The organism is Nocardioides pymetrozini (genome assembly GCF_046058985.1).
GTDB lineage: Bacteria > Actinomycetota > Actinomycetes > Propionibacteriales > Nocardioidaceae > Nocardioides.
The window spans coordinates 288,908-312,426 of the sequence record NZ_CP175556.1 but is presented as its reverse complement, the minus strand read 5'-3'; the positions used below and the strand labels follow the sequence as shown (position 1 = coordinate 312,426).

At 73.3% G+C, this 23,519-nt stretch carries 22 protein-coding genes; 9 read left to right on the top strand and 13 right to left on the bottom strand.

The window, feature by feature from the left end:
- Nucleotides 1–5 precede the first annotated feature (5 nt).
- Nucleotides 6–440: a VanZ family protein gene (locus ACJ5H2_RS01490; RefSeq protein WP_408897795.1), complete on the top strand. Its 435-nt coding sequence runs from the start codon at nt 6–8 to the stop codon at nt 438–440.
- Here the strand turns inward: ACJ5H2_RS01490 and ACJ5H2_RS01485 are convergent.
- Genes ACJ5H2_RS01485 through ACJ5H2_RS01475 form a run of 3 tightly spaced genes read right to left on the bottom strand, consistent with a single transcriptional unit; the run spans nt 419 to nt 2,578 of the window.
- Nucleotides 419–916, bottom strand: a complete 498-nt coding sequence (locus ACJ5H2_RS01485) for a hypothetical protein (RefSeq protein ID WP_408897794.1) — start codon at nt 914–916, stop codon at nt 419–421. The two genes, ACJ5H2_RS01490 and ACJ5H2_RS01485, sit on opposite strands and share 22 nt — an antisense overlap.
- On the bottom strand, nt 909–1,580 hold the full coding sequence (locus ACJ5H2_RS01480; RefSeq protein ID WP_408897793.1) for a TIGR03943 family putative permease subunit: 672 nt from the start codon (nt 1,578–1,580) through the stop codon (nt 909–911). The genes ACJ5H2_RS01485 and ACJ5H2_RS01480 overlap by 8 nt, the downstream gene beginning before the upstream one ends.
- The gene (locus tag ACJ5H2_RS01475; RefSeq protein WP_408897792.1) at nt 1,577–2,578 is read right to left on the bottom strand and encodes a permease; all 1,002 of its coding nucleotides are present in this window, start codon (nt 2,576–2,578) and stop codon (nt 1,577–1,579) included. The genes ACJ5H2_RS01480 and ACJ5H2_RS01475 overlap by 4 nt, the downstream gene beginning before the upstream one ends.
- Nucleotides 2,579–2,725: 147 nt before the next feature.
- Here ACJ5H2_RS01475 and ACJ5H2_RS01470 point away from each other — a divergent pair, with 147 nt between their 5' ends.
- Nucleotides 2,726–3,331, top strand: a complete 606-nt coding sequence (locus tag ACJ5H2_RS01470; RefSeq protein WP_408897791.1) for a hypothetical protein — start codon at nt 2,726–2,728, stop codon at nt 3,329–3,331.
- 184 nt (nt 3,332–3,515) lie between these two features.
- A complete protein-coding gene (locus ACJ5H2_RS01465) occupies nt 3,516–5,069 on the top strand; it encodes an FAD-dependent oxidoreductase (protein ID WP_408897790.1) in 1,554 nt (517 codons plus the stop codon).
- Nucleotides 5,070–5,082: 13 nt separating this feature from the next.
- Here the strand turns inward: ACJ5H2_RS01465 and ACJ5H2_RS01460 are convergent, their stop codons facing one another.
- The gene (locus tag ACJ5H2_RS01460) at nt 5,083–5,550 is read right to left on the bottom strand and encodes a MarR family winged helix-turn-helix transcriptional regulator (protein ID WP_408897789.1); all 468 of its coding nucleotides are present in this window, start codon (nt 5,548–5,550) and stop codon (nt 5,083–5,085) included.
- A 206-nt stretch (nt 5,551–5,756) separates the two neighbouring features.
- On the opposite strand from ACJ5H2_RS01460, the gene ACJ5H2_RS01455 reads away from it, so the two are divergent.
- From ACJ5H2_RS01455 to ACJ5H2_RS01445, 3 genes are all read left to right on the top strand, one after another.
- The gene (locus tag ACJ5H2_RS01455; protein WP_408897788.1) at nt 5,757–7,196 is read left to right on the top strand and encodes a glyceraldehyde-3-phosphate dehydrogenase; all 1,440 of its coding nucleotides are present in this window, start codon (nt 5,757–5,759) and stop codon (nt 7,194–7,196) included.
- 428 nt (nt 7,197–7,624) lie between these two features.
- Entirely contained in the window at nt 7,625–8,185 is a 561-nt protein-coding gene (locus ACJ5H2_RS01450; RefSeq protein ID WP_408897787.1) for a C40 family peptidase, read from the top strand.
- A gap of 106 nt (nt 8,186–8,291) precedes the next feature.
- Nucleotides 8,292–8,588, top strand: coding sequence for a DUF4031 domain-containing protein (locus tag ACJ5H2_RS01445; RefSeq protein ID WP_408897786.1), 297 nt, complete (start codon nt 8,292–8,294; stop codon nt 8,586–8,588).
- On the opposite strand, the gene ACJ5H2_RS01440 is transcribed toward ACJ5H2_RS01445, so the two are convergent.
- Together ACJ5H2_RS01440 and ACJ5H2_RS01435 are read right to left on the bottom strand one after the other, a co-directional pair.
- Nucleotides 8,585–9,652: an LLM class F420-dependent oxidoreductase gene (locus tag ACJ5H2_RS01440; RefSeq protein WP_408897785.1), complete on the bottom strand. Its 1,068-nt coding sequence runs from the start codon at nt 9,650–9,652 to the stop codon at nt 8,585–8,587. The two genes, ACJ5H2_RS01445 and ACJ5H2_RS01440, sit on opposite strands and share 4 nt — an antisense overlap.
- A 59-nt stretch (nt 9,653–9,711) precedes the next feature.
- Nucleotides 9,712–11,700, bottom strand: a complete 1,989-nt coding sequence (locus ACJ5H2_RS01435) for a hypothetical protein (RefSeq protein WP_408897784.1) — start codon at nt 11,698–11,700, stop codon at nt 9,712–9,714.
- A 129-nt stretch (nt 11,701–11,829) separates the two neighbouring features.
- Between ACJ5H2_RS01435 and ACJ5H2_RS01430 the strand changes: the two genes are divergently transcribed.
- Nucleotides 11,830–12,783: an Lrp/AsnC family transcriptional regulator gene (locus tag ACJ5H2_RS01430; RefSeq protein ID WP_408897783.1), complete on the top strand. Its 954-nt coding sequence runs from the start codon at nt 11,830–11,832 to the stop codon at nt 12,781–12,783.
- Nucleotides 12,784–12,812: 29 nt separating this feature from the next.
- Nucleotides 12,813–15,635, top strand: a complete 2,823-nt coding sequence (locus ACJ5H2_RS01425) for an FAD-binding and (Fe-S)-binding domain-containing protein (RefSeq protein WP_408897782.1) — start codon at nt 12,813–12,815, stop codon at nt 15,633–15,635.
- Between the two features lie 109 nt (nt 15,636–15,744).
- Here ACJ5H2_RS01425 and ACJ5H2_RS01420 read toward each other — a convergent pair whose 3' ends face one another.
- Both ACJ5H2_RS01420 and ACJ5H2_RS01415 read right to left on the bottom strand, forming a co-directional pair.
- Nucleotides 15,745–16,581 (bottom strand): SDR family NAD(P)-dependent oxidoreductase, encoded by an 837-nt coding sequence (locus ACJ5H2_RS01420; protein ID WP_408897781.1) that lies wholly within the window; start codon nt 16,579–16,581, stop codon nt 15,745–15,747.
- Nucleotides 16,578–17,315, bottom strand: coding sequence for an SDR family NAD(P)-dependent oxidoreductase (locus tag ACJ5H2_RS01415; protein WP_408897780.1), 738 nt, complete (start codon nt 17,313–17,315; stop codon nt 16,578–16,580). Before ACJ5H2_RS01415 ends, ACJ5H2_RS01420 begins: the two co-directional genes overlap by 4 nt.
- Nucleotides 17,316–17,463: 148 nt before the next feature.
- Between ACJ5H2_RS01415 and ACJ5H2_RS01410 the strand changes: the two genes are divergently transcribed.
- Entirely contained in the window at nt 17,464–18,408 is a 945-nt protein-coding gene (locus ACJ5H2_RS01410) for a LysR family transcriptional regulator (protein ID WP_408897779.1), read from the top strand.
- Between the two features lie 10 nt (nt 18,409–18,418).
- Here the strand turns inward: ACJ5H2_RS01410 and ACJ5H2_RS01405 are convergent, their stop codons facing one another.
- The 5 genes from ACJ5H2_RS01405 to ACJ5H2_RS01385 are packed head-to-tail and all read right to left on the bottom strand — an operon-like array spanning nt 18,419 to nt 23,441.
- Nucleotides 18,419–19,219, bottom strand: coding sequence for a serine hydrolase (locus ACJ5H2_RS01405; RefSeq protein ID WP_408897778.1), 801 nt, complete (start codon nt 19,217–19,219; stop codon nt 18,419–18,421).
- Entirely contained in the window at nt 19,216–20,850 is a 1,635-nt protein-coding gene (locus ACJ5H2_RS01400; protein WP_408897777.1) for an N-acyl-D-amino-acid deacylase family protein, read from the bottom strand. The genes ACJ5H2_RS01405 and ACJ5H2_RS01400 overlap by 4 nt, the downstream gene beginning before the upstream one ends.
- A complete protein-coding gene (locus ACJ5H2_RS01395; protein ID WP_408897776.1) occupies nt 20,847–21,623 on the bottom strand; it encodes an amino acid ABC transporter ATP-binding protein in 777 nt (258 codons plus the stop codon). The genes ACJ5H2_RS01400 and ACJ5H2_RS01395 overlap by 4 nt, the downstream gene beginning before the upstream one ends.
- On the bottom strand, nt 21,616–22,572 hold the full coding sequence (locus ACJ5H2_RS01390) for an amino acid ABC transporter permease (protein WP_408897775.1): 957 nt from the start codon (nt 22,570–22,572) through the stop codon (nt 21,616–21,618). The genes ACJ5H2_RS01395 and ACJ5H2_RS01390 overlap by 8 nt, the downstream gene beginning before the upstream one ends.
- Before the next feature lie 5 nt (nt 22,573–22,577).
- Nucleotides 22,578–23,441, bottom strand: coding sequence for an ABC transporter substrate-binding protein (locus ACJ5H2_RS01385; RefSeq protein ID WP_408897774.1), 864 nt, complete (start codon nt 23,439–23,441; stop codon nt 22,578–22,580).
- Nucleotides 23,442–23,519: the final 78 nt, after the last annotated feature.

The window sequence follows — 23,519 nt, the reverse complement described above, 5'->3', positions numbered from 1 at the left end:
AGATCATGGTCCGCCGTCCCGTCGCCGCCGTCCTGCTCGCCTGCTACTCCGTCGTCATCGCCCGCCTGACCCTGGCCGACCCGTCCGCGGGACGGTGGGCGTTCGACCTCGCGGGCGCAGCGGCGTGGCGGGCGAGCGAGGGCCGGCTGGACTGGAGCGAGACCGAGGTTCTCGCCAACATCGCGCTGTTCGTGCCCGCCGGCCTCCTCCTCGCCGTCGTGCTGGGACGGCCACTGCTCGCGGCCCTGGTCACGGTGGCCGTCTCCGCGGGCATCGAGCTGGCCCAGCACGCCTTCCTGCCGAGCCGGGTCCCGGCCCTGGCGGACGTCGCCCACAACGGCCTCGGCGGCCTGCTGGGCGCTCTGCTGGCAGCCCCGTTCAGCCAGGTCGGCCGGGTCGGCGGGGCGGGCCCGCGCCCTCACCGGGCGGGACAGTACTGAGCCAGCCAGTCGCCGAACGCGCCGACGACGCCGGAGAGGGAGGAGCCGTCGGCCTCGTCCCCGAGCGCGCCGGGGACCGCCGCGGCCGGGAGGTCCTCCCCCAGCGAGTCGTAGATCCCGGAGATCTCGACGCGGTAGCCGGTGCGTGCGAGCGGGCTCATCGAGGCGGGCACGCCCACGGAGACCAGCTCCTCGGCTGCGTCGCGGAGCAGGCGGGCGGACGTCTCGTCGGGCTGCGCGGCGTACTGGCCCTGGCCGGCGGCGAGCACGAGATAGCGCGAGCAGAACTGCTCCTCGCTCGGCACGGGACCCGCCTCGGAGCCGGTCTCGGATGAGCCCGGCGAGGCCGGCAAGTCCGCCGCGGGCGCGCCGGGCTCGCCGGGCCCGCCCGGCCGGCCGAGGACCAGGAGGAGCACGAGGACGACGCCGAGCACGGCCGCCAGCGCCCACCGGCCCCGGTCCCGCAGCTCACTCATAGGGTCTCTTGGGCTCCTGGACCGGGGTCACCGCGGTGGCTGCGAGCACCGGCGGGTCCGTGGCCCCCACCCCCTCGCCGGTGCCGCTCACCCAGCTGCCGACGACCTCGACCCACTGCTCGTCGGCGGGCGCGTCCGCGCCGTCCACCCGCACCCGGAACGCCAGGGCGTCCGCGGCGCAGCAGCTGATGGACAGCCGGGTGACGTACCAGCCGTCGCCGTCGTGCGTCGCGAAGCCGACCAGCCGCACCTCGCGCTCGGTGAGGACCTCGGGATACGCCGACGCATAGGCGACGAACTCCGAGACGAGCAGGTCGTTGACCTGGCCGGCCGGCAGCGCGGCGACCGCGGCCTTGTCGATCTGCACCGCGGCCACGTCGTTGGCGCGGCGCTCCGCGACATAGGCGCCGAGCGCCGGGGGCTGGACGACGAAGGCGACCACGACCGGGAGCAGCAGGGCCCACACGGCGCGCGAGGAGTCGCTGTCGTCGTACCGGCTGCTGAACACGGCGAGGAAGGCGAGCGCCACCATGGCCGCTCCGCTGACGACAAGGGGCCACTTCATCCAGTCGTTGACGTAGCGGGCGTACTCGTCGGTGACCCCGACCCGCAGCGCGACGGCGCCGATCGCGGCGAGGACGACGGCCTGCGCGTTGCGGTTCACAGCAGCACCCACCCGACGAGGGAGGCGATGGCGGTCGCCACCACCAGCACCAGCGGCACGAACTGCGCGGCGAAGCGGCGGCCGAACTGGCCGGCCTCCATCGCCGCGAGCTTGATGTCCATGACCGGGCCGACGACCAGGAAGACCAGCTTCGCGGTGTCGGAGAACGCCGTCAGGCTGGCCGCCACGAAGGCGTCCGCCTCCGAGCACAGGGCGACCAGGAAGGCGAAGGCCGCCAGGGTGACGATGCCGAGCAGCCAGGTGCCCGCCACGGACTCGACCACGCTCACCGGGACGAGCACGTTCACGGTGGCGGCGACCACGGCGCCGATGACGAGGAAGCCGCCCGCCGGCAGCAGGTCGTGCCATGCAGCGCCGAGGAAGCGCCCCCAGCGGGTGTCGTCGCCGTGGGCGTGCCGGACCTCGCTGATCCGCGGCAGGCGCAGGGCCGGAATCCGACCGGCCACTCCGACGTAGATCCACCCGATCACGACCGCGACCAGCAGCGAGGCGACGAACCGTCCGAGCACCATGTCGGCCCGCCCCTGGAAGGCGACGGCGGTCGAGATGATGACGGCCGGGTTGATGGCCGGCGCGGCCAGCAGGAACGTCAGCGCGACCGGCGCCGGGACGCCGCGGCGGGCGAGCCCGGAGGCGACCGGCACGGCCGCACACTCACACGTCGGCAGCCCGATCCCCGCGATGCCGGCCACCGGTACGGCGAGCGCGGGGCTCCGCGGCAGGGCGCGGGTCACGACCCGCTCCGACAAGAGCGCCGAGATCAGTCCTGACAGCACCACGCCGAGCACGAGGAACGGGATCGACTGCACCACGATCGCCAGGAAGACGGTCGCCCAGGTCTGGAACGCCGCACCGTCGAGGCGCTCGCCCAGCAGCCGCTGGACGGGGACCGCGGCGACCAGCAGGCCGAGGACCAGCCAGACCTGGAGGTCGGCCCGGGTGCGGGTGGGAGGCGGCGGGGTGCTCGACGTCGTCATCGCGGTTCAGGGTAGTCGGCCCGCACGTGAATGAGCATCATTCTCATCCGATCGCGGGCGAGCCGCGGGGTCGCTTGGGGATGGGGAGGATGATCGACCCGGCCGGCGACCCAGCAGGCTCGCGGCAGACGGGAGGGGTCAGGGGTCTTGGTCCTGTGGAGCGGCCGAGCGCGGAGGACCGCGGCCGCGCTGGCGACCGCGGCGCTGGTGGCGGCGCCGTCGGTGTCCGGGTGCTCCGGCCCGGACGGTACGGCGGCGGACGGAGAGCCGATCACGCCTGCGGCGATCGCCGCGGTCACCCGGGAGCATGTCGCCCTGGAGCCCACCGCCGTCAGCGCGTGGGACGTCCTCGGCCGGGAGATCGGCGACCCGGGCACCGGAGCCCAGCTCGACCTCGCCGAGGTCTCGCTGGCGGTCGGCGTCGCGCCCACCTCCGACAGCCCGCTCGTCTGTGCCGACGAGAGCTTCTTCGACGCGTGCGTCGCGACGACGATCGGCGGCCACGACGTCACGCTCGGCTGGCAGGAGCTGGAGCCCGAGGAGGACCCTGGAGTGGTCTACGTCATCGACCGCCGCGAGGAGGAGGACGTCCTCGTCCGCGTGTCGGGGCCCTCGGTGACGGGCGACCCGCGCACGCTCGACCTCGGGGTCACGCTCGAGACGCTCGCCGCCGTCGCGACCGACCGGAGGTTGAGCCTGACCACCACGCCCGATGTCCTCGACCTCGGCGACTCGGTCGAGATGGCGGACTGACGCGGGGCACGCGGGCGGGGCCGGAGGTTTCGAGGCTCGTCGCTGGCGCTCCTCGCACCTCAACCACCGGGCCGCTCGTCGCTGGCGCTCCTCGCACCTCAACCACCGGGCCGCTCGTCGCTGGCGCTCCTCGCACCTCAACCACCGGGCAGTGCGCAGAAGTAGAACACGTTATCGTTCTGGCATGAGCGCGACGGTGGTCGGGGCGGCGCCCCTGCGACAGGAGTACGACGTCGTGGTGGTCGGCTCGGGAGGCGGCGCCCTCACCGGCGCGGCGCTCGCGGCGGCCGCCGGGCTCAGCACGCTGGTGCTCGAGCGGACGCCGCTGGTCGGCGGGACGTCGGCGTACTCCGGGGGCGCGTGCTGGCTGCCCGGCAGCGACGTCCAGCGCCGAGCGGGGCTGCCGGACTCCACCGACGGGGCCCGGGCCTATCTCGCGGCGGTCCTCGACGACCCGGACCAGGAGCGGGTCGAGGCCCTGCTCACCGAGTCGCCACGGCTGGTCGCGCGGCTCGAGGAGGACCCGCTCATGGACTTCGAGTGGATCCCGTTCGCGGAGTACTACGACGCCCCCGGCCGGGTCCCGATGGGCCGCTCGATCCAGCCGCGGGCCATCCGGCGCGACGAGCTCGACCCGGCCGTCGCGGCCCTGGTGCGGCCGCCGGTCGAGCGCGACCGCGCCGGCGGGGCAGGACGCTCCACCCTGTCCGGTGGCCAGGCGCTCATAGCCCGGCTCGCGGCGATGACCGTGCGCGACGGCGGCACCATCGCGACCGGGCGTCAGGTCACCGGCTTCGGCCGGGACGCCGAGGGTCGTGTCGCCGTCGTCCGGTACGACGGTCCCGAGGGCCCCGGCGAGGTGCGGGCGCGGCGGGGGATCCTGGTCGCCGCCGGCGGCTTCGAGGGCAGTCCCGAGCGCCGCGCCGCCCATGGGACACCCGGCGACGCGGCCTGGACGATGGCGCCGCGAGGGACGAACACCGGCGAGGTCATCGACGCGGCGGCGGCGATCGGCGCGGCCACCGACTGGTCCGGCGAGGGCTGGTTCTGCCCGGGCTTGGAGCACCCCGACGGCACGGCCGCGTTCACCCTCGGCTTCCGCGGCGGCCTGATGGTGGACAGCAGCGGTCGGCGCTACGCCAACGAGTGCCTCCCCTACGACCGCTTCGGGCGGGTCATGGCCGAGGACCCCGCACGGACGCCGTCCTGGCTGGTCTTCGACGCCAAGGAGGACGGCCGGCTGCCGGCGATCGCGATGCCGGAGGGAGAGCGGGCTGCGCACCTGGCCGCCGGCACCTGGGTGGAGGCCGACACCGTCGAGGACCTCGCCGCGGCCATCGGTCTCGACCCGGCCGTCCTGCGCGCGAGCGTCGCGCGCTACAACGAGCTCGCCGCCGCCGGAAGGGACGCCGACTTCGGCCGCGGCGAGGACGAGTACGACACCTTCTTCGCCGGGGGCGGCGGCCCGGGCGCCGTGCTGGTGCCCGTCGACCGGCCGCCGTACACCGCAGCCCGGTTCGTCCTCTCCGACCTCGGCACCAAGGGGGGCCTGGTCACCGACGCCCGCGGCCGGGTGGTCGACGGTGCGGGCGAGCCCCTCCCCGGCCTGTACGCCGCCAGCAACTCCACCGCGTCGGTGTTCGGCTCCGCCTATCCCGGCCCCGGCGCCCCGCTCGGCGCCGCGATGGTCTTCGCCTCACTGGCGGTTGCCGACATGGGGGGCAGCCCGGCTCCGTGACGCCGGGCGCCGGTCAGCGCTCGCCGAGCCGGGCCAGCACGCTCGTCGCGAACCGACCCAGGCCGCGCACCTGCTCGGCGTCGAGACCCTCGAAGAAGAGCTCGCGGACGAGGGCGACATGGCCCGGAGCCGCGGCCTCGATCGCCTCCCGACCGGCGTCGGTGAGGTCGACGAAGGCACCGCGCCGGTCGTCGGCGCAGTGGCGGCGCACGACGAGGCCGCGTGCCTCCATCCGCGAGACCTGCTTGGAGACCCGGCTCTTCTCCCACTGCAGCCGCTCGCCGAGCTCGTACATCCGCAGGGAGTGGTCGGGCACGTCGTCGTCGGTGAGCGCGACGAGGATCTCGTAGTCCGCGATCGACAGGCCACTGGCCGCCTGCAGCTCGCGGTTGAGCCGGGCGGACAGCTGCGCGTTGAGGTCGATCCAGGCCCGCCAGGCCCGTGCCTCCTCGTCGTCGAGCCACTGCGTCGTCGTACTCATCGCTGCCATCGTAGCCCGGAATGTTGACATATCCACGACCTCGACGGAGGGGGCACGGCGGCGGCCTCGGGCGCGCTCTCGGTGCCGGGGCCGGGCCCGCGGGCGTGTGACCGACCGCACGCGTCCACCGAGCGGGCCGATGAGGCGTCCGCGAGAGGGCGGGCCTACCATCGAGCGGCTTTGTCGACCTGCTAAGAGGGGAAGCGTTGAGCACCACCGAAGAGAAGTTCACTCGCTGGAAGCACCACGAGGAGCTCGCCGAGGCGATGATCCCGATCGTCGGCAAGCTGCACCGCGAGAAGGACGTCACGATCCTCCTCCACAGCCGCTCGCTGGTGAACAAGTCGGTCGTCAGCATCCTGAAGACGCACCGCTTCGCCCGGATGATCGAGGGCGAGGAGCTCTCGGTGACCGACACCCTCCCGTTCCTGCAGGCGATCGCCGACCTCGACATCGCGGCCGCGAAGATCGACCTCGCGCTGCTGCTGAAGGCCTACAAGGAGAACGGCGCCGGCCAGGACGTCGCTGCGTTCACCGCCTCCGTGCTGGCCGACGCGATCGGCGAGAACAAGTCCGCGGCCCCCGGCCCCCAGGACGTCGTCCTCTACGGCTTCGGCCGGATCGGCCGTCTGGTCGCCCGCCTGCTCGTCGAGAAGTCCGGCTCCGGCAACGGCCTGCGCCTGCGCGCGGTCGTCGTGCGCAAGGGCAAGGGCGAGGACCTCAAGAAGCGCGCGTCGCTGCTGCGGCGCGACTCGATCCACGGTGCCTTCAACGGGTCGATCACGGTCGACGAGGAGAAGAACCAGATCATCGCCAACGGCAACGTGATCCAGGTGATCTACTCCAGCTCCCCCGAGGAGGTCGACTACACCGAGTACGGCATCAAGGACGCCATCCTCATCGACAACACCGGCATCTGGCGCGACCGCGCCGGCCTGTCGGGCCACCTGCGCCCGGGCATCGCGAAGGTGCTGCTCACCGCACCGGGCAAGGGCGACGTCCCGAACATCGTGCACGGCATCAACCACCTCGACGTCGACCCGGCCGAGAAGGTGCTGTCCTGCGCCTCGTGCACCACGAACGCCATCGTCCCGCCGCTCAAGGCGATGGACGAGGAGTTCGGCATCACCCGCGGCCATGTCGAGACGGTCCACTCGTTCACCAACGACCAGAACCTGCTGGACAACTACCACAAGGCCGACCGCCGCGGTCGCTCCGCGCCGCTCAACCTGGTCATCACGGAGACCGGCGCCGCCTCCGCCGTCGCGAAGGTGCTGCCCGACCTCGACGCGAAGATCACCGGCAACTCCATCCGGGTGCCCACCCCGGACGTGTCGATCGCGATCCTGTCCCTGCAGCTCAAGCGGGAGACGACCCGCGAGGAGGTGCTGCAGCACCTGCGCACGGTCTCCCTGACCGGACCGCTGAGCCGCCAGCTCGACTACACCGAGGCCACCGACGCCGTCTCCAGCGACTTCATCGGCTCGCGGGCCGCCTCGATCATCGACGGCAACGCCGCCATCGTCGACGGCGACAGCGCGATCCTCTACGTCTGGTACGACAACGAGTTCGGCTACTCCTGCCAGGTGGTGCGCACCGTCCAGCACATCTCCGGCGTGGAGTACCCCACCCTCCCGCGCGTCTGACGCGCCTCGCGGGGAGACCCGCACGGCTCCTTGCGCCGGTCCCGAGCCCTCGCGGGCTCGGGACCGGCGCACCGGTTTTCGGGCGAGCTTCTCGCCGCCGCCGCCCGGCCGGAGGGCCTGCGTTACACCGGCCCGGGGTGAGGATCGCCACCCCGCGAAGGTGACCGCGGCCACTGCGCTTGCTCTTGCAAGCAGGCTGAATGGTCGGCGAGACCTCCCCGACCCCGGGGAGGCCCCCGCGTCGCGCCGAGGCCCGCGCTCGACGGTGGGGAGACATCGAGCACGATGAGCCAAGCGCGGGCACGGGAGACCCAGCAGTACGCCGGACCGCGGTCCGGCTCGGGGCGAAGGGACCACAGGTCCCTGGGCACCAGCAGCCCAAGCCCGACAGGTCATCTCTCGCAGGCGCCGCTGACGGAGTTCCTCTGATGTCCACCATCGCCCTGCGCGCTGCCGCGCGCCTGCTCGTCGTACCCGCCCTCGCCTCGGCGTGCCTGCTCTCCCCGGCACCGCAGGCCCACGCGGACGACCAGAGCTTCACCACCGCCGCCGAGCAGAACAAGGACCATGCCGCGGACGGCGCCACGACCGGCGCGGAGTCGGAGCAGAAGTCGAAGAAGGAGAAGGCCGAGAAGCGGGCCAAGAAGCGGGCGGACAAGGTCATGGCGACCGTCCGCTCCCGCGCCGGCAAGCCCTACTCCTACGGCGCCGCCGGCCCGAACGCCTTCGACTGCTCCGGCCTGGTGCAGTGGGTCTACCGCCACGTCGGCGAGAACCTGCCCCGCACCTCCGGCGCCCAGGCGGGCGCCACCCAGCGGGTGCGCAGCCCGCAGGTCGGTGACCTGGTGTTCTTCACCAGTGGCGGCAGCGTCTACCACGTCGGCATCTACGCCGGCGACCGCACGATCTGGCACGCGTCGCGGCCGGGCGTCCCGGTGCGCCGCGACCGGATCTGGACCGGCTCGGTCTTCTACGGCCGGGTGCGCTGAGCCCACGTCGGCACCGTGACCGCCGGTCTCCCGTATGAGGGGGGACCGGCGGTCGGGCGTCCGGTCCGTGTGCGGCACACGCGAGGGGGCGTGCGAGGGTAGGCGCGTGACGGTGTACGTCGACGACATGCAGCGGGAGGCCACGGTCGGTCCCGTCGACGGGATCTGGTCGCACCTGCTGTCCGACCTGCCCGGCGAGGCGGGTCGCCGCGAGCTGCTCGCCTTCGCCGCTCGGCTCGGGCTCGAGGCCCGGTGGATCCAGAACCCCGGCACGGCGACCGAGCACTTCGACGTCACCGAGCCGACCCGGCAGCGCGCGCTGGCGCTCGGCGCGGTGCCGATCCGCTACGGCCGCGCGGTCGCTGCGATCACCCGCGCGAAGCGCGACCTCGTGACCGACTAGACCCGGCTCCCTGGCGCGACCTCCCGGACGATCTCGGCGAGCCGACGCACCTGGGCGACCTTCTCCTCGGCGGTGGCGGCGAGCGGGTTGAGCAGGAAGGTCCGCACCCCGGCGGCGTGGAACTCCGCCACCTGGCGCCGGATCGCGTCCTCGTCGCCCAGCAGGGTGACCGCATCCACGAGCTCCTGCGGTACGGCGGCGGCGGCCTCGGCCTTGCGCCCCGACAGGTACAGGTCCTGGATCTCCTTGGCCTCGGCGTCGTAGCCGTACCGACAGGCCAGCTGGTTGTAGAAGTTCTTGTCCCGCGCTCCCATGCCGCCGACGTACAGCGCGAGCTGGTTGCGGACGGCCTGCACGGCCTCGGGCGAGGGCTCGCCGAGGTGGAAGGCGATCTGGAGCTGGATGTCGAGCTCGCCGAGCGCGGGATCGCGACGGGCGAAGCCCTCCTCGAGCGAGGGCCCCCAGGCGAGGTCGACCTTGCCGGGGTGGAAGAACAGCGGCTGCCAGCCGTTCGCCAGCTCGGCGACGAGGGCGACGTTCTTCGGGCCGAGCGCGGCGACCGAGATCGGGATGTCGCTGCGCACCGGGTGGTTGATGATCTTGAGCGGCTTGCCGAGGCCGGAGCCGCCCTTCTCCCTCGTCAGCGGGATGTCGTAGTGCCGGCCCTCGAACTCGACCGGCTGGCGCCTCCACACCTGGCGGCAGATCTCGATCACCTCGCGGGTCCGGCCGAGCGGCGCGTCGTACTTGACGCCGTGGAAGCCCTCGATGACCTGCGGACCGCTGGCGCCCAGGCCGAGGGTGAAGCGGCCCTCGGAGACGAAGTCGAGACCGGCCGCCGTCATCGCGGTCAGGGACGGGGTGCGGGTGTAGATCTGGAAGATCGCCGACATCAGCTCGAGCCGCTCGGTCTTCGCCGCGATGTAGCCGAGCTGGCTGACCGCGTCGAACGAGTACGCCTCGGGCATCGCCACCAGGTCCAGCCCGTTGCGCTCGTACTCCTGCAGGAGCTCCACGGTCTCGGCGAAGCCGCCGGAGTAGTCGATGATCATGCCGAGCCGCATGCGCGCCCCCTGAGTCGTCGAACAGTCGTCGAATGCTCCCCGGAGCGTAGCGAGGCGGCTCAGTCCCGGCGCACGGCGATGGCGTCGATCGGCACCGGCCGGCCCCGGGAGACCACCTTGACCACCAGGGTGCCGCTCCGGACGCCGGGGAAGCTCGCGAGCGGCACCACCGTCTGGGCGGCCTTGCGTCCCTTGAGGCTGAACCGGCCGAGCTTCCTGCCCCCGAACGAGACCTTCACCGTGCCGCACGTGCGGCAGCGCGTCACGACCAGCGAGAGCTCGCTGGCCTGGACGCCGGCCAGCCGGAGCATGGCACCCCGGCGCGTCGCCCGGGTCAGGGTGCCGAGATAGGCGGAGCGGGCCTTCACCCGCTTCCAGCCACCCTTGGCCCTGGCCGCCCGGTCGTCGAGCGGTACGACGGCACACCGGCGCCCCGACCAGCCGCCCGCGTTCGCCACGCTGTCGCGGGCCCGCGCCCGCACGCACACGGTCTCCCCCGGCGCGGCGGCGACCGTCGCCGAGGTCGCACCGCCCGAGGCCAGCGGACGCCAGCTCCCGAAGCCGCCGCGGTGCGATGCGGTCGTCACCTCGGCGTCGTACGAGGCGATGGGACTCCACGGGTCGCTCGCGGACCAGGCGAAGGGGACCTGCGTGCCGCGCTGGACGGAGGCGGCCGGTCCGGTCACCGTCGTGGCCGGCCCGCCGGCGTCGCGCACGCGCAGCCGCGCCTGCTCGGCGTCCCCGGTCGTCTCACCCCACACGGCGACCACGCTGCCGTCGACGAGCGCCGCCAGGTGCGGCCAGTAGGCCTCCGGGCCGCCGCCGAGCCGAGCGCGCACGACGCTGTTCGGCTCGAGGCTCAGCGCGTGGATCTCGGAGCCCACCCCCGTGCTGTCCGACCACGCGAAGACGGTCACGCCGCGGGCGTCCACGATCGCCTCCGACTCGTAGGCCCGATGGCCGGGGAGGCTGAGCTGGGCGGAGTAGCCCCACGCTGCTCCGCCCAGGTGGCGCGACGCCTCGAGGACGTTGACGCCGCCCACACTGCGCACCCACGCCACGCTCGCCTCTCCGTTCGGGCCGATCGCGGCGCTCGGCCGGGTCGGGAGCGTCGTCGCGGGCCCGCCCCCCGGCGGCTGGTAGGGCGCCTCTGCGAGGACGCCACCCTCCGACACCGGAGCGCTGGAGGGGGTCCACTCGCCGCCCGCGGACCGGTACGCCGCGCGCACCCGCCGCACGTCTCCGGCGTGGCGCGCGTGCCATGCGAGCACGAGGTCACCGCGATGGTTCGCCCGCAGGACCGGATGCCGTGGCCCCACCGTGCCCCCCGCCGCGACGGTGGTGGTCGCCGCCCAGGTCCCGGTGGCGGCGAGCTGTCGGACCCGGGGCTCCGCGCCGAACTCGGAGGCGACCCAGGCGACGGAGACGGTGCCCGCTCCGTCGACGGCCAGGTCCCAGTCCTCCCACTCGACCTCGTCGCTCGTCACCGTGACGGGCACCGTCCACGCGCCATTGCGCCACTGCGACGCGCGGATCCCTGCCCAGCCCGTGGTGCCGGTCCGGTCCAGCCACACCAGGGTCGGCACACCCGCGGGGTCGACCACCGGCGTGGGCCGCACGCCGACGCCCGGGAGCGTCCACGCCCCGACGCGGCTGCCGTCGGGACGCACGCCCACGACCCGGGCGGATCGGGTGCCCGCACTCGTCACCTCCGCCGCCACCCACGCGGTGCCGTCCCGCGCCACGGCGAGCCGCGAGCCGTTCAGGACCTGGTCGAGCCCGTCCAGCGCGACCTGCTGGGGTCCTCCCGCGCCGGCGGCGAGCCGGCGGACGACGACCGCCCGGCCGGTGCCGTGCGGCGCGGAGTGCGCGGCCACCGGGTGCTCGCGGCGGTCGTCCGTGGCGACGGCCGGCGCGGCGGTCCCGCCGGACCCCAGGGGGAGCACGGGGCGCCACGGGTCATCGGCGGCTCTGGCAGGCGCCGCGCCCGCCACGGGCAGCACCGAGGCCGCCAGGACGACGACCACGCCCGAGATCGTACGACGCATCGCTTCTCCTCATTGCTCGTTCGACTGCCGAAACGTAGCATTTCTTCGCTGATCCCGCGCATAGGAGTGTCAAGAGCGTGCATAGACGCTCTGTTTCGTAGTCCGCGGCGACCTGCGAGGATGTGCGCCGTGCGGGACCACCACCAGCTCGACGAGCTCGACCGGGCCATCATCGAGCGCCTGCGCGTCGACGGGCGCGAGAGCAGCCGCTCGCTGGCGACGGCGCTGGGCACCAACAAGACGACCGTCGCGCACCGCATTCGGCTGCTCGAGGAGCACCGGGTCATGCGCGTCGTCGCCGTGCGCGACCTGTTCGCCTTCGGGCACCAGGTCCTCGCCTTCGCCATGATCCGGGTGGCCGACGCCCCCATCACGGAGGTGGCACTGCGCGTCGCGGCCCTGCCCGACGCGATCGGCGTCACCGTGCGCACCGGCGGGTACGACGTCATGGCCTCGCTGCTTGCCCGCGACCTGGCCCATCTCGGCGAGCTCACCAGCACCGTGCTGCCGCGCATCGACGGCGTCGCCGAGGTGCACGGCGAGCTGGTCACCGAGGTCGTGAAGTACGACTCCCACTGGGCGCTGCTGTCCGGCCCACCCCCGGGCGACCTCCCGGACCCCGCCGAGCCGGGCTCCCGCGACGACCTGGACCTCGCGATCCTGCGCCGGCTCAACGTGGACGCCCGTCGGAGCAACCGTGGCATCGCCGCCGAGCTCGGCACGAGCGAGGCCACCGTCCGCGCCCGGATCCGCCGGATGCAGGAGGACAGGGCGATCCGGATCCAGGCCATCTCCGACGTACGCGCCTTCGGGATCGGCGCCAACGCCGTCGTGGGGATCCAGACGGCCGACGGCCGCACGGACGAGGCCGTCGCCCGGCTCGCGGCCGTGCCGGAGGTGTCGATGCTGACCCGCACCTTCGGTCGGCAGGACCTGATCGCGATGGTGCTCGGGCCGGACGCGGGGGCGGTCGCGCGCGTGGTGCTCGCGACGATCGCCGACCACCCGACCGTGCGGCGGGTCGAGACCTTCTCCAGCTGGGGCTCGCTCAAGAACGGGTACGCGTGGACGCGACTGCGGTGACCCGGTAGCGCGCCGATAGATTTGCGCCCGTGTCCGGCATCGCTCAGCAGCTCCAGCGCCACGGAGCGGGCGACGTCAGCGACGACGCCGCGGTCCTCGGCGCCTACTCCTCCGACGCCTCGCTCTACCGCGTGCCGCCGGCGGCCGTCGCCTTCCCGCGCTCGGCCGACGAGGTCGCCGCGCTCCTCGCGGCCGCCCGGTCGGAGGGGTTGAGCGTCACCGCCCGCGGCGCCGGGACGTCGGTGGCCGGCAACGCCATCGGCCCCGGCGTGGTCGTCGACTTCAGCCGGCACATGAACCGCATCCTCGCCGTCGACCCCGATGCGGCGTCAGCCGTCGTCGAGCCGGGCGTCGTCCAGGCCGCGCTGCAGCAGGCCTCGGCGCCGTACGGGCTGCGCTTCGGCCCGGACCCCTCGACCAGTACCCGCTGCACCATCGGCGGCATGATCGGCAACGACGCGTGCGGAGCACGCTCGCTGGCCTACGGCCGGACCTCGCACAACGTGCGCGCCGTGCGGGCCCTGCTCGCCGACGGCTCGCAGCTGAGCACCGGCTACGACGAGTCGGGGCGGCCGACCGCGCAGGCGGCCGGATCCGACGTCGTCGACCGGCTGCGGACGCTCGTCGCGCGCGACCTCGCCACCGTGCGGACCGAGTTCGGCACGTTCGGGCGCCATGTGTCGGGGCTGGCCCTGGACCGCCTCGCCCCGGAGCACGGCTTCGACCTGACCCGCACCCTGGTGGGCTCCGAGGGCACCCTCGCGGTCCTGACCGAGGCGACCGTGCGGCTGGTCCGCGCCCCGGAGGTCGCGGTGATGGTCGTGCTCGGCTTCCCCGACTTCCCCACCGCGGGGTTCGCGACGCCCGACGTGCTCGCCTTCGCCCCGTCCGCGTGCGAGGGCCTCGACCGGCGCATCGTCGACGTGATCCGGGAGCGGCGCGGACCCGCCGCGGTGCCGCCGCTGCCCGCCGGGGACGCATGGATGTTCGTCGAGCTCTCCGGCACCGACCCCGCCGACGTACGACGCCAGGCCGAGCTGCTGGCCGCTGCCGGCCTCGGCGTCTCGGCGCTGGTCGTCGACGACCCGGCGACCGCGGACCGGCTCTGGAGGATCCGCGCCGACGGCGCCGGGCTCGCGGGCCGGGCCCCGTCGGGGAAGCCGGCGTGGGCCGGCTGGGAGGACGCCGCCGTGCCGCCCGAGCATCTCGGCACCTACCTGACCTCCTTCGAGGATCTGCTGGCGCAGCACGGGCTCAGCGCCATGCCCTTCGGGCACTTCGGCGAGGGCTGCCTCCACGTGCGGATGGACTTCCCCTTCGACCGCGCGGACGGGGCGGAGGCGTTCCGTGCCTTCCTCGAGGACGCCGCCGACCTGGTCACCTCCCTCGGCGGGTCGCTGTCCGGCGAGCACGGCGACGGGCGGGCGCGCAGCGACCTGCTGCCGCGGATGTACTCCCCCGCCGCTCTGTCCCTCATGGCGGCCGTGAAGGACGTCTTCGACCCGGACCGGGTGCTCAACCCCGGGATCCTGGTCGATCCCGCCTCCAGCAGCGCCGACCTGCGCTACTCGTCGGCCGCACGGCTCAGCAAGGGGCTGGCGCTCGCCTACACCGCGGACGGCGGCGACTTCGGGCAGGCGGTGCACCGCTGCACCGGCGTCGGCAAGTGCCGCGCCGACAACAGCGCCGCGGGCGGCGTGATGTGCCCGTCGTACCAGGCGACCCGCGAGGAGATCCACTCCACCCGGGGCCGTGCCCGCCTCCTGCAGGAGATCGTCAACGGCTCCAGCAGCACGACCTGGGGCTCGCCCGAGGTGCACGAGGCGCTCGACCTCTGCCTGTCGTGCAAGGGCTGTGCCTCCGACTGCCCGACCGGGACCGACATGGCGTCGTACAAGGCCGAGGTCCTGCACCAGACCTACAAGCGCCGGCTGCGACCGCGCTCGCACTACTCCGTCGGCTGGCTTCCGCGCTGGGCCAAGCTGGGCTCGGCGATGCCGGGCTTCGCCAACCGCTCGATGGACGTCGCGCCGCTGCGCACGGTGGCTCTGAAGGCGGCCGGCGTGGACACCCGGCGCCGGATGCCCGCCTTCGCCCGACGGACCTTCCGCCGTGCGTTCGGCGGCGCCGTCGGGACGGGGACCCCGGTCGTGCTCTTCGTCGACTCCTTCTCCAACCACTTCTCGCCGCGGGTCGCCGACGCCGCGGTCGCGGTGCTGCGCGCCGCGGGCTACGACCCGCGGATCACCCGGCAGCAGGAGTGCTGCGGGCTCCCGTGGATCAGCACGGGCCAGCTCGACGGCGCGGCCCGCCGGCTGCGCGGGATGGTCGACGCCCTGGCCGCCGACGCGCGTGCTGGCGTCCCCATCGTCGGCCTGGAGCCGTCCTGCACCGCGGTGCTGCGCCACGAGCTGCGCGAGCTGGTCGCAGGGGAGGACGCCGCGGCCGTCGCCGCCGCGACGACCACGCTGGCCGAGCTGCTCTCGCGCACCCCCGGCTGGACGCCGCCCGACCTCACCGGCACGCGGGTCGTCGCCCAGCCCCACTGCCACCACCACGCGGTCATGGGCTGGCGCACCGACCAGGCCCTGCTCGAGCGGGCCGGCGCCACCGTCGAGGCCGTGCCGGGCTGCTGCGGCATGGCCGGCAACTTCGGGGTCGAGCAGGGACACTACGAGGTGTCCGTCGCGGTCGCCGAGACCAACCTGCTGCCCGCCGTACGACGCTCCGCGGGCGACGCCGCCCGGGTCGTGCTCGCGGACGGGTTCTCCTGCCGGACCCAGCTCGACGAGCTCGCTCCCGACGCGCAGCCGCTGCACCTCGCCGAGCTGCTCGCCCAGCGGCTGGGCTGAGGTGGAGCCGGTGGCCTGCGTGTTCGTCGGCGGCGCGGGCGAGCTGTAACTAGCTGTTCGTGTCACTCCCTGACCCGTCTACCGGTCAGGGAGCAACACGAACAGGTAGTTACAGCTGCGCGCCACCCCCGGCCAGCCAGGCCCGCGTGGCGGCGGCGAGCGCGGCGCGGGCGTCGAGGTCGCCGGCCGTCGGCGCGGGCTCGGCGGAACGGCCCTTGCGGTAGTAGCCCGAGGGCGCCTGCGGGTCGGTGGCGAGCCGGACGAGGAGGGCGGCGGAGGCGGCCGGGGTCATCAGGCTGCGCCGCTCGAGCGGCAGCGCCAGGTTGCGCAGGCGGCGCAGGACCGGGCGGGTCTCGAGACCGCGGTTCGCGATGTTCGTGGACACCGCGCCGGGATGCACGGCGAGGGCGCGCAGGCCCTGGTCGGCGTACTCCTCGGCGAGGAGCGCGGCATGGTGGACCAGGCCCAGCTTCGAGGTCCCGTACGACGCCCAGGAGTCGTAGCGCACTGGACGGCCGACCAGCTGGTCGGTGGTCCCCCGCTCGTGCAGCTGGGAGACCACGTGGAGCACGGTCGGTGCGGGCGTCCTGAGCAGCATCGGGAGGAGCGCCGTCGTGAGGTCGACGGTGCCGAGGTAGTTGGTGCGCCAGTGGACCTCGTGCCCGTCCACGAGCTGGGGCTGCCTCCACCGCGAGCCGAGGTCGAGGTGGATGCCCGCGCTGTTGACCAGCAGGTCGAGGCGGTCCGAGCGGTCGGCGTACCAGCCGGCGAAGGCGCCGACCGAGGCCCGGTCGGCCAGGTCGAGCGGGTGCCACCGGTGGCGCGCGGGCTCCGCGGAGCGGGTCGTGACGACGACGTCCCACCCCTCGGCGGCGAGGGCGTCGGCGACCGCGAGCCCGATCGAGCCGGGGCCGGCGCCGGTGACGACCGCGCGGAGCGGGCTCACCACACGACGCCGCGGTCGACGACGAGGTTCGCGCCGGTGACGGACGCCGCGGCGTCGGAGGCGAGGTAGAGCAGCGCCTCGGCGACGTCGGCGGGCGGCATGAAGCCGGGGATGACCGAGGTGCTGCGGGCGATGAGGTCCCAGTTCGTGTCGGCCGGGAGGCCGGCGGCCGCGGCCTCGACCATCGGGGTCGCGATGCCTCCGGGCGAGACGCAGTTGACCCGCACACCGCGGGTGGCGAGCTCGACGCCGAGGGCGCGCATGCCGAGCAGCAGCGCGGCCTTCGAGGCACAGTACGGCGCGTTGTACGGCTGGCCCATGACCGAGGAGATCGAGGCGACGGAGACGACATTGCCCTTGCTCTCGACGAGCGCCTCGGCACAGGCCTGGGCGAGCATGAGCGGCGCGAGCGCGTTGACGTCGAAGTGCCGCCGCAGCGCGTCGGCGGTGATCGCGCCGATCGCGGCGAACTGCTGGATGCCGGCGACATTGCACAGCACGTCGAGCCCGCCCAGCTCGGCGAGGGCGTCCGCCACGAACCCCTCGCGTGCCGCGTCGTCGGAGAGGTCGCAGGCCACGACGTCCTCGGCGGGAGCCACGTCGGTGGCGACCACCGCGGCTCCCTCGGCCCGGAACAGCTCGGCGACGACCTGGCCGAGACCGCCGGCCGCGCCGGTGACGATGACGCGGCGGCCGGCGAAGCGCTGGGCGCGGGGAGTGGGCTGGTCGGTCATCGGTTCCTCCTGGTCGGCTCGCGGCGGCGAGGGCACGCCGGGGATCACCATAGAACGTGTTCTACCTAGCGGGCGGGTCCGGCCGAGAGCGGGCGGAGACCCGGCGGCGCCGGTCCGGGAAGATCTCCGCCTCCACTACCCTGAGCCCGTGCTTTCGTCGGCCAGGCTCGCAGTGATCGCGCAGATCGCCGTGCACGGCTCGATCGCCGGAGCCGCCGAGGCATTGCACCTCACCCCGTCGGCGGTCTCCCACCAGCTCTCCCGTTTCGAGAAGGAGATCGGCGTCGCGCTCGTCGAGCGGGGACCGCGAAGCCTGCGCCTGACGGATGCCGGCCGCCGCATGGCCGAGCACGCGGAGACGATCGCGACGATGATGCGGGAGGCCCAGGAGGAGGTGACCGCCCTGGGACAGGGGCGGGCCGGTCGCCTCCGGATCGGCTTCTTCTCCTCCGGCGGGATCCGGATGGTGCCCCTCGCCCTGTCCCGGTTCGTCGCGGCGCATCCCCAGGCGGAGCTGGGACTGCTCCCCGGCCAGACCCACGAGCTGCTGCCGCTCCTGGAGCAGGGCTCGCTGGACGTGGCGGTCGTCTTCGACCACTCCGTGATGCCCTACCCGGTGCCGCCCAACCTCGAGGTGACCGGCCTGCTGTCCGACCCGCAGCGCGTCGTCATGCCTGCCCGGCACCCGAAGGCGCAGCGCAGCACCGTGGCGCTCGGCGACCTCGCCGACGTTCCCTGGATCGCCACGCACGGGATCCCACCGACGCCTCCCGTCCTGGAGAAGCTGTGCCGGGACGCGGGCTTCGTGCCCGAGGTGCGCTGCCGGACCGACCACTATGACGTGATCCTCGGCCTCGTCCGGGCCGGACTCGGCGTCGCGCTGGTTCCGGTGCTCGGCATCCCGCGCACCCTGGAGCCCGGCCTGGCCCTGGCCCGGATCGACGGCGCCAGCGTCGTGCGGCGCATCAGCATGGTGACCCGCCCGGGCAACCCCAACCCACTCGTCCCGGAGTTCGGCAGGGCGCTCGAGTCCGCAGCGGCCACGGTCCAGGCCGAGCTGAACGGCCGCACGGGTACGTCGCCCGGCGAATGACGCGTCCCCGTCACGAACCGGGACGAGCCGCCCCGGCGAGCGCGACGAGGTCCGCTCCGAACGCCCGGAACGCCGACGCCGCACGAGAGCGGTTCGCCGCGTCGTCCCCGCTCCAGCGGGCGACCACTGCGTAGGCGAGGTCCACGTCGCCGCCGAGGACGAGCCCGGTGTCGGCGAGCACGCCGGCGTCGGTACCCGTCTTGTTGACCACCTCGACGGCCGGGTGGGCGGACACGAAGGCGTCGGGCACGTAGGCACGATCCTGGTTGTGGCGCATCCACCCCAGCAGGAGCGAGCGTGCCGGGGAGGTGATCCCCGCTCCGGCACCCACCGACGCCATCATCCGGCACAGGCCGCGCGCTGTACCGACGGCGAAGGCCGGTGGGACCGTGGCGTCCCTGTCGTCCCGGACGACGTCGAGCACGACGACGTCCGGGACGCCGGAACGGGCGAGCTGCTCACCGACGGCCGCGAGGCCGAGTCGCCGGATGATCACGTTGGTGGCGACGTTGTCGCTGACGCCGGCGGTGAGGACGGCGAGGTCGTGCAGGGCGGCGCTCGACACGGTCATGGCCTGCAGCAGCCCGGTCCCTCCCACGCGACCCGTCGCGGGAAGGGAGAGCGGCTCGGTCGGATCCACGTCCCCCCGGTCCAGCGCCATGGCCAGGGTGGCGAGCACGGCGACCTTCGCGGTGCTCGCGATGGGACCGACACGGTCCGGTCCCGACACCGTCGGCACCTGCTCGTCGGCGCCGACGGCGACCCACGCGGAGGAGATCTCGAGCCCCGGCCCCGACATCCCGGCGCTCACCCTGGCGCTCCCACCGGCGCGGGATGGACCCGCAGCGGGCGTCCCGGCGAGGCGTCGGTCGGCGCACCGTCGGCGATCACGCGCTGTCCGTCGACGAGGACGTGGTGGACGCCGCGCGGGGCCTCGAGAGGCGCCGCGAAGGTCGCGCGGTCGAGGATCTCTGCCGGGTCGAACAGGACGAGGTCGCCATGGGCTCCCTCGGCGATGACACCACGACCGCGCAGCCCGAACCGACGCGCGGGCAGCGCCGTCATCCGCGACACCGCCTCCGCGAGGGTGAGCAGACCGGCCTCGCGGCTGTACCTGCCGAGGACCCGGGCGAAGGACCCTGCCCACCGCGGGTGCGGCCGCCCGCTGTGCGGCACACCGTCCGACCCGATCATGGTGCCGGGATGGCAGAGCACCCGCCGTACGTCGTCCTCGGCCATGGAGCGGCTGATGATGGTGACCTGGGCCTGCTCGGCGAGGAGCAGGTCTGCGGCGTAGTCGACCGGGTCGACTCCTGCCGCCGCCGCCAGAGCGGCGATGGAACGGCCCTCCGCCTCGCTGCGCCCCGGCGCCGTGGCGACCTCGATGAGGTCCCAGCCGCCGTTGCCCACCGTGTTCTCCCAGCCCTCCTCGCCGTCGGCGATGGACCGGCGTACGGCGTCCCTGACCGCCGCCCCCGACCTCAGCCGCTCCAGCAGGGCCGGGATCCCCCCGGCCGTGGCCCACGGCGGGAACATGGCGTGCAGGTGGGTGCTGCTGGCCGTGTAGGGGTAGACGTCACAGGTCAGGTCGAGGCCCGACGCGCGGGCCGCGTCCATAGTCGCCAGAGTGGAGACGGTGCGCCCGTGGCCCTTGATGCCGGCCGTCTTGTGGTGGGAGACGTGCAGCGCTACCCCCGACGCCCGGGCGACCTCGATGGCCTCGTCGAGGGCCGCCTCGACGTTGCTCATCTCGTCGCGCAGGTGGGTCACGTACGGGCGCCCACGCGCGGCGGCGACCCGCGCCAGGGCGACCAGCTCGTCGGTGTCGGCGAAGGTTCCGGGCGGGTAGATGAGGCCGGAGGACAGACCCGCGGCGCCGGCGTCCAGCGCAGCCGCGAGGAGCGCACACATCTGGTCGAGCTGAGCCCGGGTCGGACGGCAGTCGCCGAACCCGAGAACCGCAGCACGGAGCGTGGAGTGCCCGACCAGGCTGACGATGTGGCTCTTGCGGGCCACCCCGAGGTGGTGACGCTCGAAGTCCTCGGCTCCTTCGAGGCTGTGGGCGTCGTCCCCGAAGAGCGTCCGGATGAACGTCTCCATCGCGACGACGTCCGTACCGGGCTGCGCCGGGGGGAACAGCGAGCTTCCGCAGTTGCCCGCGATCTCGACCGTGACCCCCTGGCGTACCGGCGCCAACGACAGCTCGGGGTCCGCGTCGGGCATCAGGGCGAGCGCGTCGGAGTGCGTGTGCACGTCGATGAAGCCGGGAGACAGTGCCAGCCCGGCTCCGTCGATCGTCGTCACGCCGGACGGCACGCTCGTCCTGTCGGGCGCGATGCGGATCCGACCGTCGACGACGAGCACGTCGAACCGGCCGGGATCGGCTCCGCTGCCGTCGTACACGTCCGCACCGCGGACCAGGACCGGTGGCGTTGCCTTCATGCGACGCGCGACAGGAACGACCGGGTGCGAGGGTGCTGGGGATCGTTGAGGATGTCCGACGGGGAGCCTTCCTCGACCACCACTCCCCCGTCCATGAAGACGACGCGATCGGCGACCTCCCGAGCGAAGTCCATCTCGTGCGTGACCACGACCATGGTCATCCCGGACAGCGCGAGGTCCCGCATCACGCCGAGGACCTCGCCGACCAGCTCGGGGTCGAGCGCGCTGGTCGGCTCGTCGAACAGCATCAGCTTGGGATCCATCGCCAGGGCGCGTGCGATCGCGACGCGCTGCTGCTGACCGCCCGACAGCTGCGAGGGATACGCGCTCTCGCGGCCGGACAGACCCACCGTGGCCAACAGCTCCGACCCGCGGGCCCGCGCCTCCCGGTCAGGCGTGCCCAACACGACCTTGGGCCCCTCCATCACGTTCTCGATGGCAGTGCGATGCGGGAAGAGGTGGAATCGCTGGAAGACCATGCCGATCGCCTGGCGTTGGCGGCGCAGCTCGTCGTACGTGCTCTCGACCAGGCGCCCGTTGCTGCCCTCGCGGTAGCCCACGAGCTGACCGTCGACGAAGACCCGCCCGGAGTCGATCGACTCGAGCCGGTTCAGGCACCGCAGGAGCGTCGTCTTGCCGCTGCCGGACGGACCGATGATGCACACGACCTCACCGCGGTCGACGGACAGGTTGACGCCGCGCAGGACCTCGACGGAGCCGAACGCCTTCCGGACGGATCGTGCTTCGACCATCGGGGCGGAGTGATCAGGCATCGTGGGCTCCCATCGCCGGGTTGCCGGTCAGGTTGTTTCGGACGCGTCGCGACAGCCGTTGCGGGGTGTGCACTCCCCGCGAGTACCGCCGCTCGATGTAGTGCTGGCCCACGGAGGCGATCGTCGTGAGCAGGAGGTACCAGATGGACGCCACGAGGAGCATCGAGATCACCTCGAAGTTCCCGAGGTAGATGCGGCTCACGGTGGTGAGCAGGTCCGCGCCCGCGATGACCGAGACCAGCGAGGTGGTCTTCAACATCGAGATGAACTGGTTCCCCGTCGGCGGGATGATGATCCGCATGGCCTGCGGGAGGATGATCCGCGTGAGGACCTTCCGGCGCGACATCCCCAACGACTCGGCGGCCTCACGCTGGCCGTGGTCGACCGACAGGATGCCGGCGCGGACGATCTGCGCCATGTAGGCGCCCTCGTTGATCGCCAGTCCCAGGAGCCCCGCGACGAAGGGCGTGATGACCGAGGACGCCTCGACACTGAGGAGCTTCGGTCCGCCGAAGGGGATCCCGATCTCGAGGCGAGGGAACAGCAGCCCCAGGTTGAACCAGAAGAGCAGCTGGACGAGGACGGGCGTGCCGCGGAAGAACCAGGTGTACGCACCGGCGAGCCAGCGCAGGAGCGGGTTCGCCGACATCTGCATGACCGCCACCCCGACGCCGATCGGCACTCCGATCGCCATCGAGAGGACGGTCAGCGCGATCGTCACCCACAGCCCATGGAGGACCCGGTCGTCGAACTGGTGGTCGACGACCACGTCCCAGTGGATGTTGGGGTTCACGATCACGGCGTACGCCAACCACCCGGCGACCAGGATCGCCGCGAGCGTGCCCAGGATGCGCCCGAGCGCCAGCGGCCGGTGGGGGTCGAGCGGAAGGACGGGAGCCTCCTGCGGCAGCGCGGAGCCGCGCTGCTCCGCGGCGTGCGCGGATGTCACGTCGGTCAGCTCCCCGCGTTGATCGTCGCGGTCTCCACCGCGGAGTCCGCGACGCCGTACTTCTCGAGCAGCGCCAGGTACTTGCCGTTGTCGATGAGCTCGGTCAGCGCCGCCTGGACCGCCTGGGTGAGGGCGGTGTCCGCCTTGTCGATCGCGATTCCCCACGGGCCCGCGCCGTACTGGCCCTCGAGGACCTCGTACTTCCCCGACTGCTCGGCCAGCAGGACGGCGACCGGGTAGTCGACCATGGTCGCCACCGACCGTCCGGTGTCGAGCTGCAGCAGACCGGTCGGAGCGTCCTCGGACTCGGAGATCGACATCTTGTCCGTGCACTTGCTGTCGTTGTAGTCGGTCAGGATCGCGAGGTTGGACGAGCCCTTCGCCCCCACGATCTTCTTGCCGCACAGGTCGGCGATGTCCTCGATGCCCTCGGGGTTGCCCTTGCTGACCATGATCGCGCCGCCGGCGTTGAAGTAGTCGACGAAGTTGACGGCCTGGCGCCGCTCCTCCGTATCGCTCATCGACGACATCGCGAGGTCCCACTGGTCGGACTGCAGGCCCGGGATGAGGCCAGGGAAGGCGGCGTTGGTGATCTCGAACTCCAGGCCCAGCTGGTCGGCGATGAGCTCGCCCAGCTCCGGGTCCACACCGACGAGCTTGCTGCTGCTTCCCTCCGCGTACATCTCCATCGGCGGGTAGCCCTCTGCTGTCGCCACCTTGAGCACGCCGCTCTTCTTGAGATCTGCGGGCAGCAGGTCCCTGGCGGACTTGCCGCTGCCGTCGGACGACGTGTCGACCGGCTCGGGCGAGGAGGAGCCGGTGGAGCGTCCACAGGCCGCCGTGACGGCCAGGGTCGCGATCACGGCCATCGAAACGATGCCCCTGCTGATGCGTCTCGTGCGGATCGAGCGTGCCATGGGCGGCCTCCGGAGGTTCTGGCCGGCGGA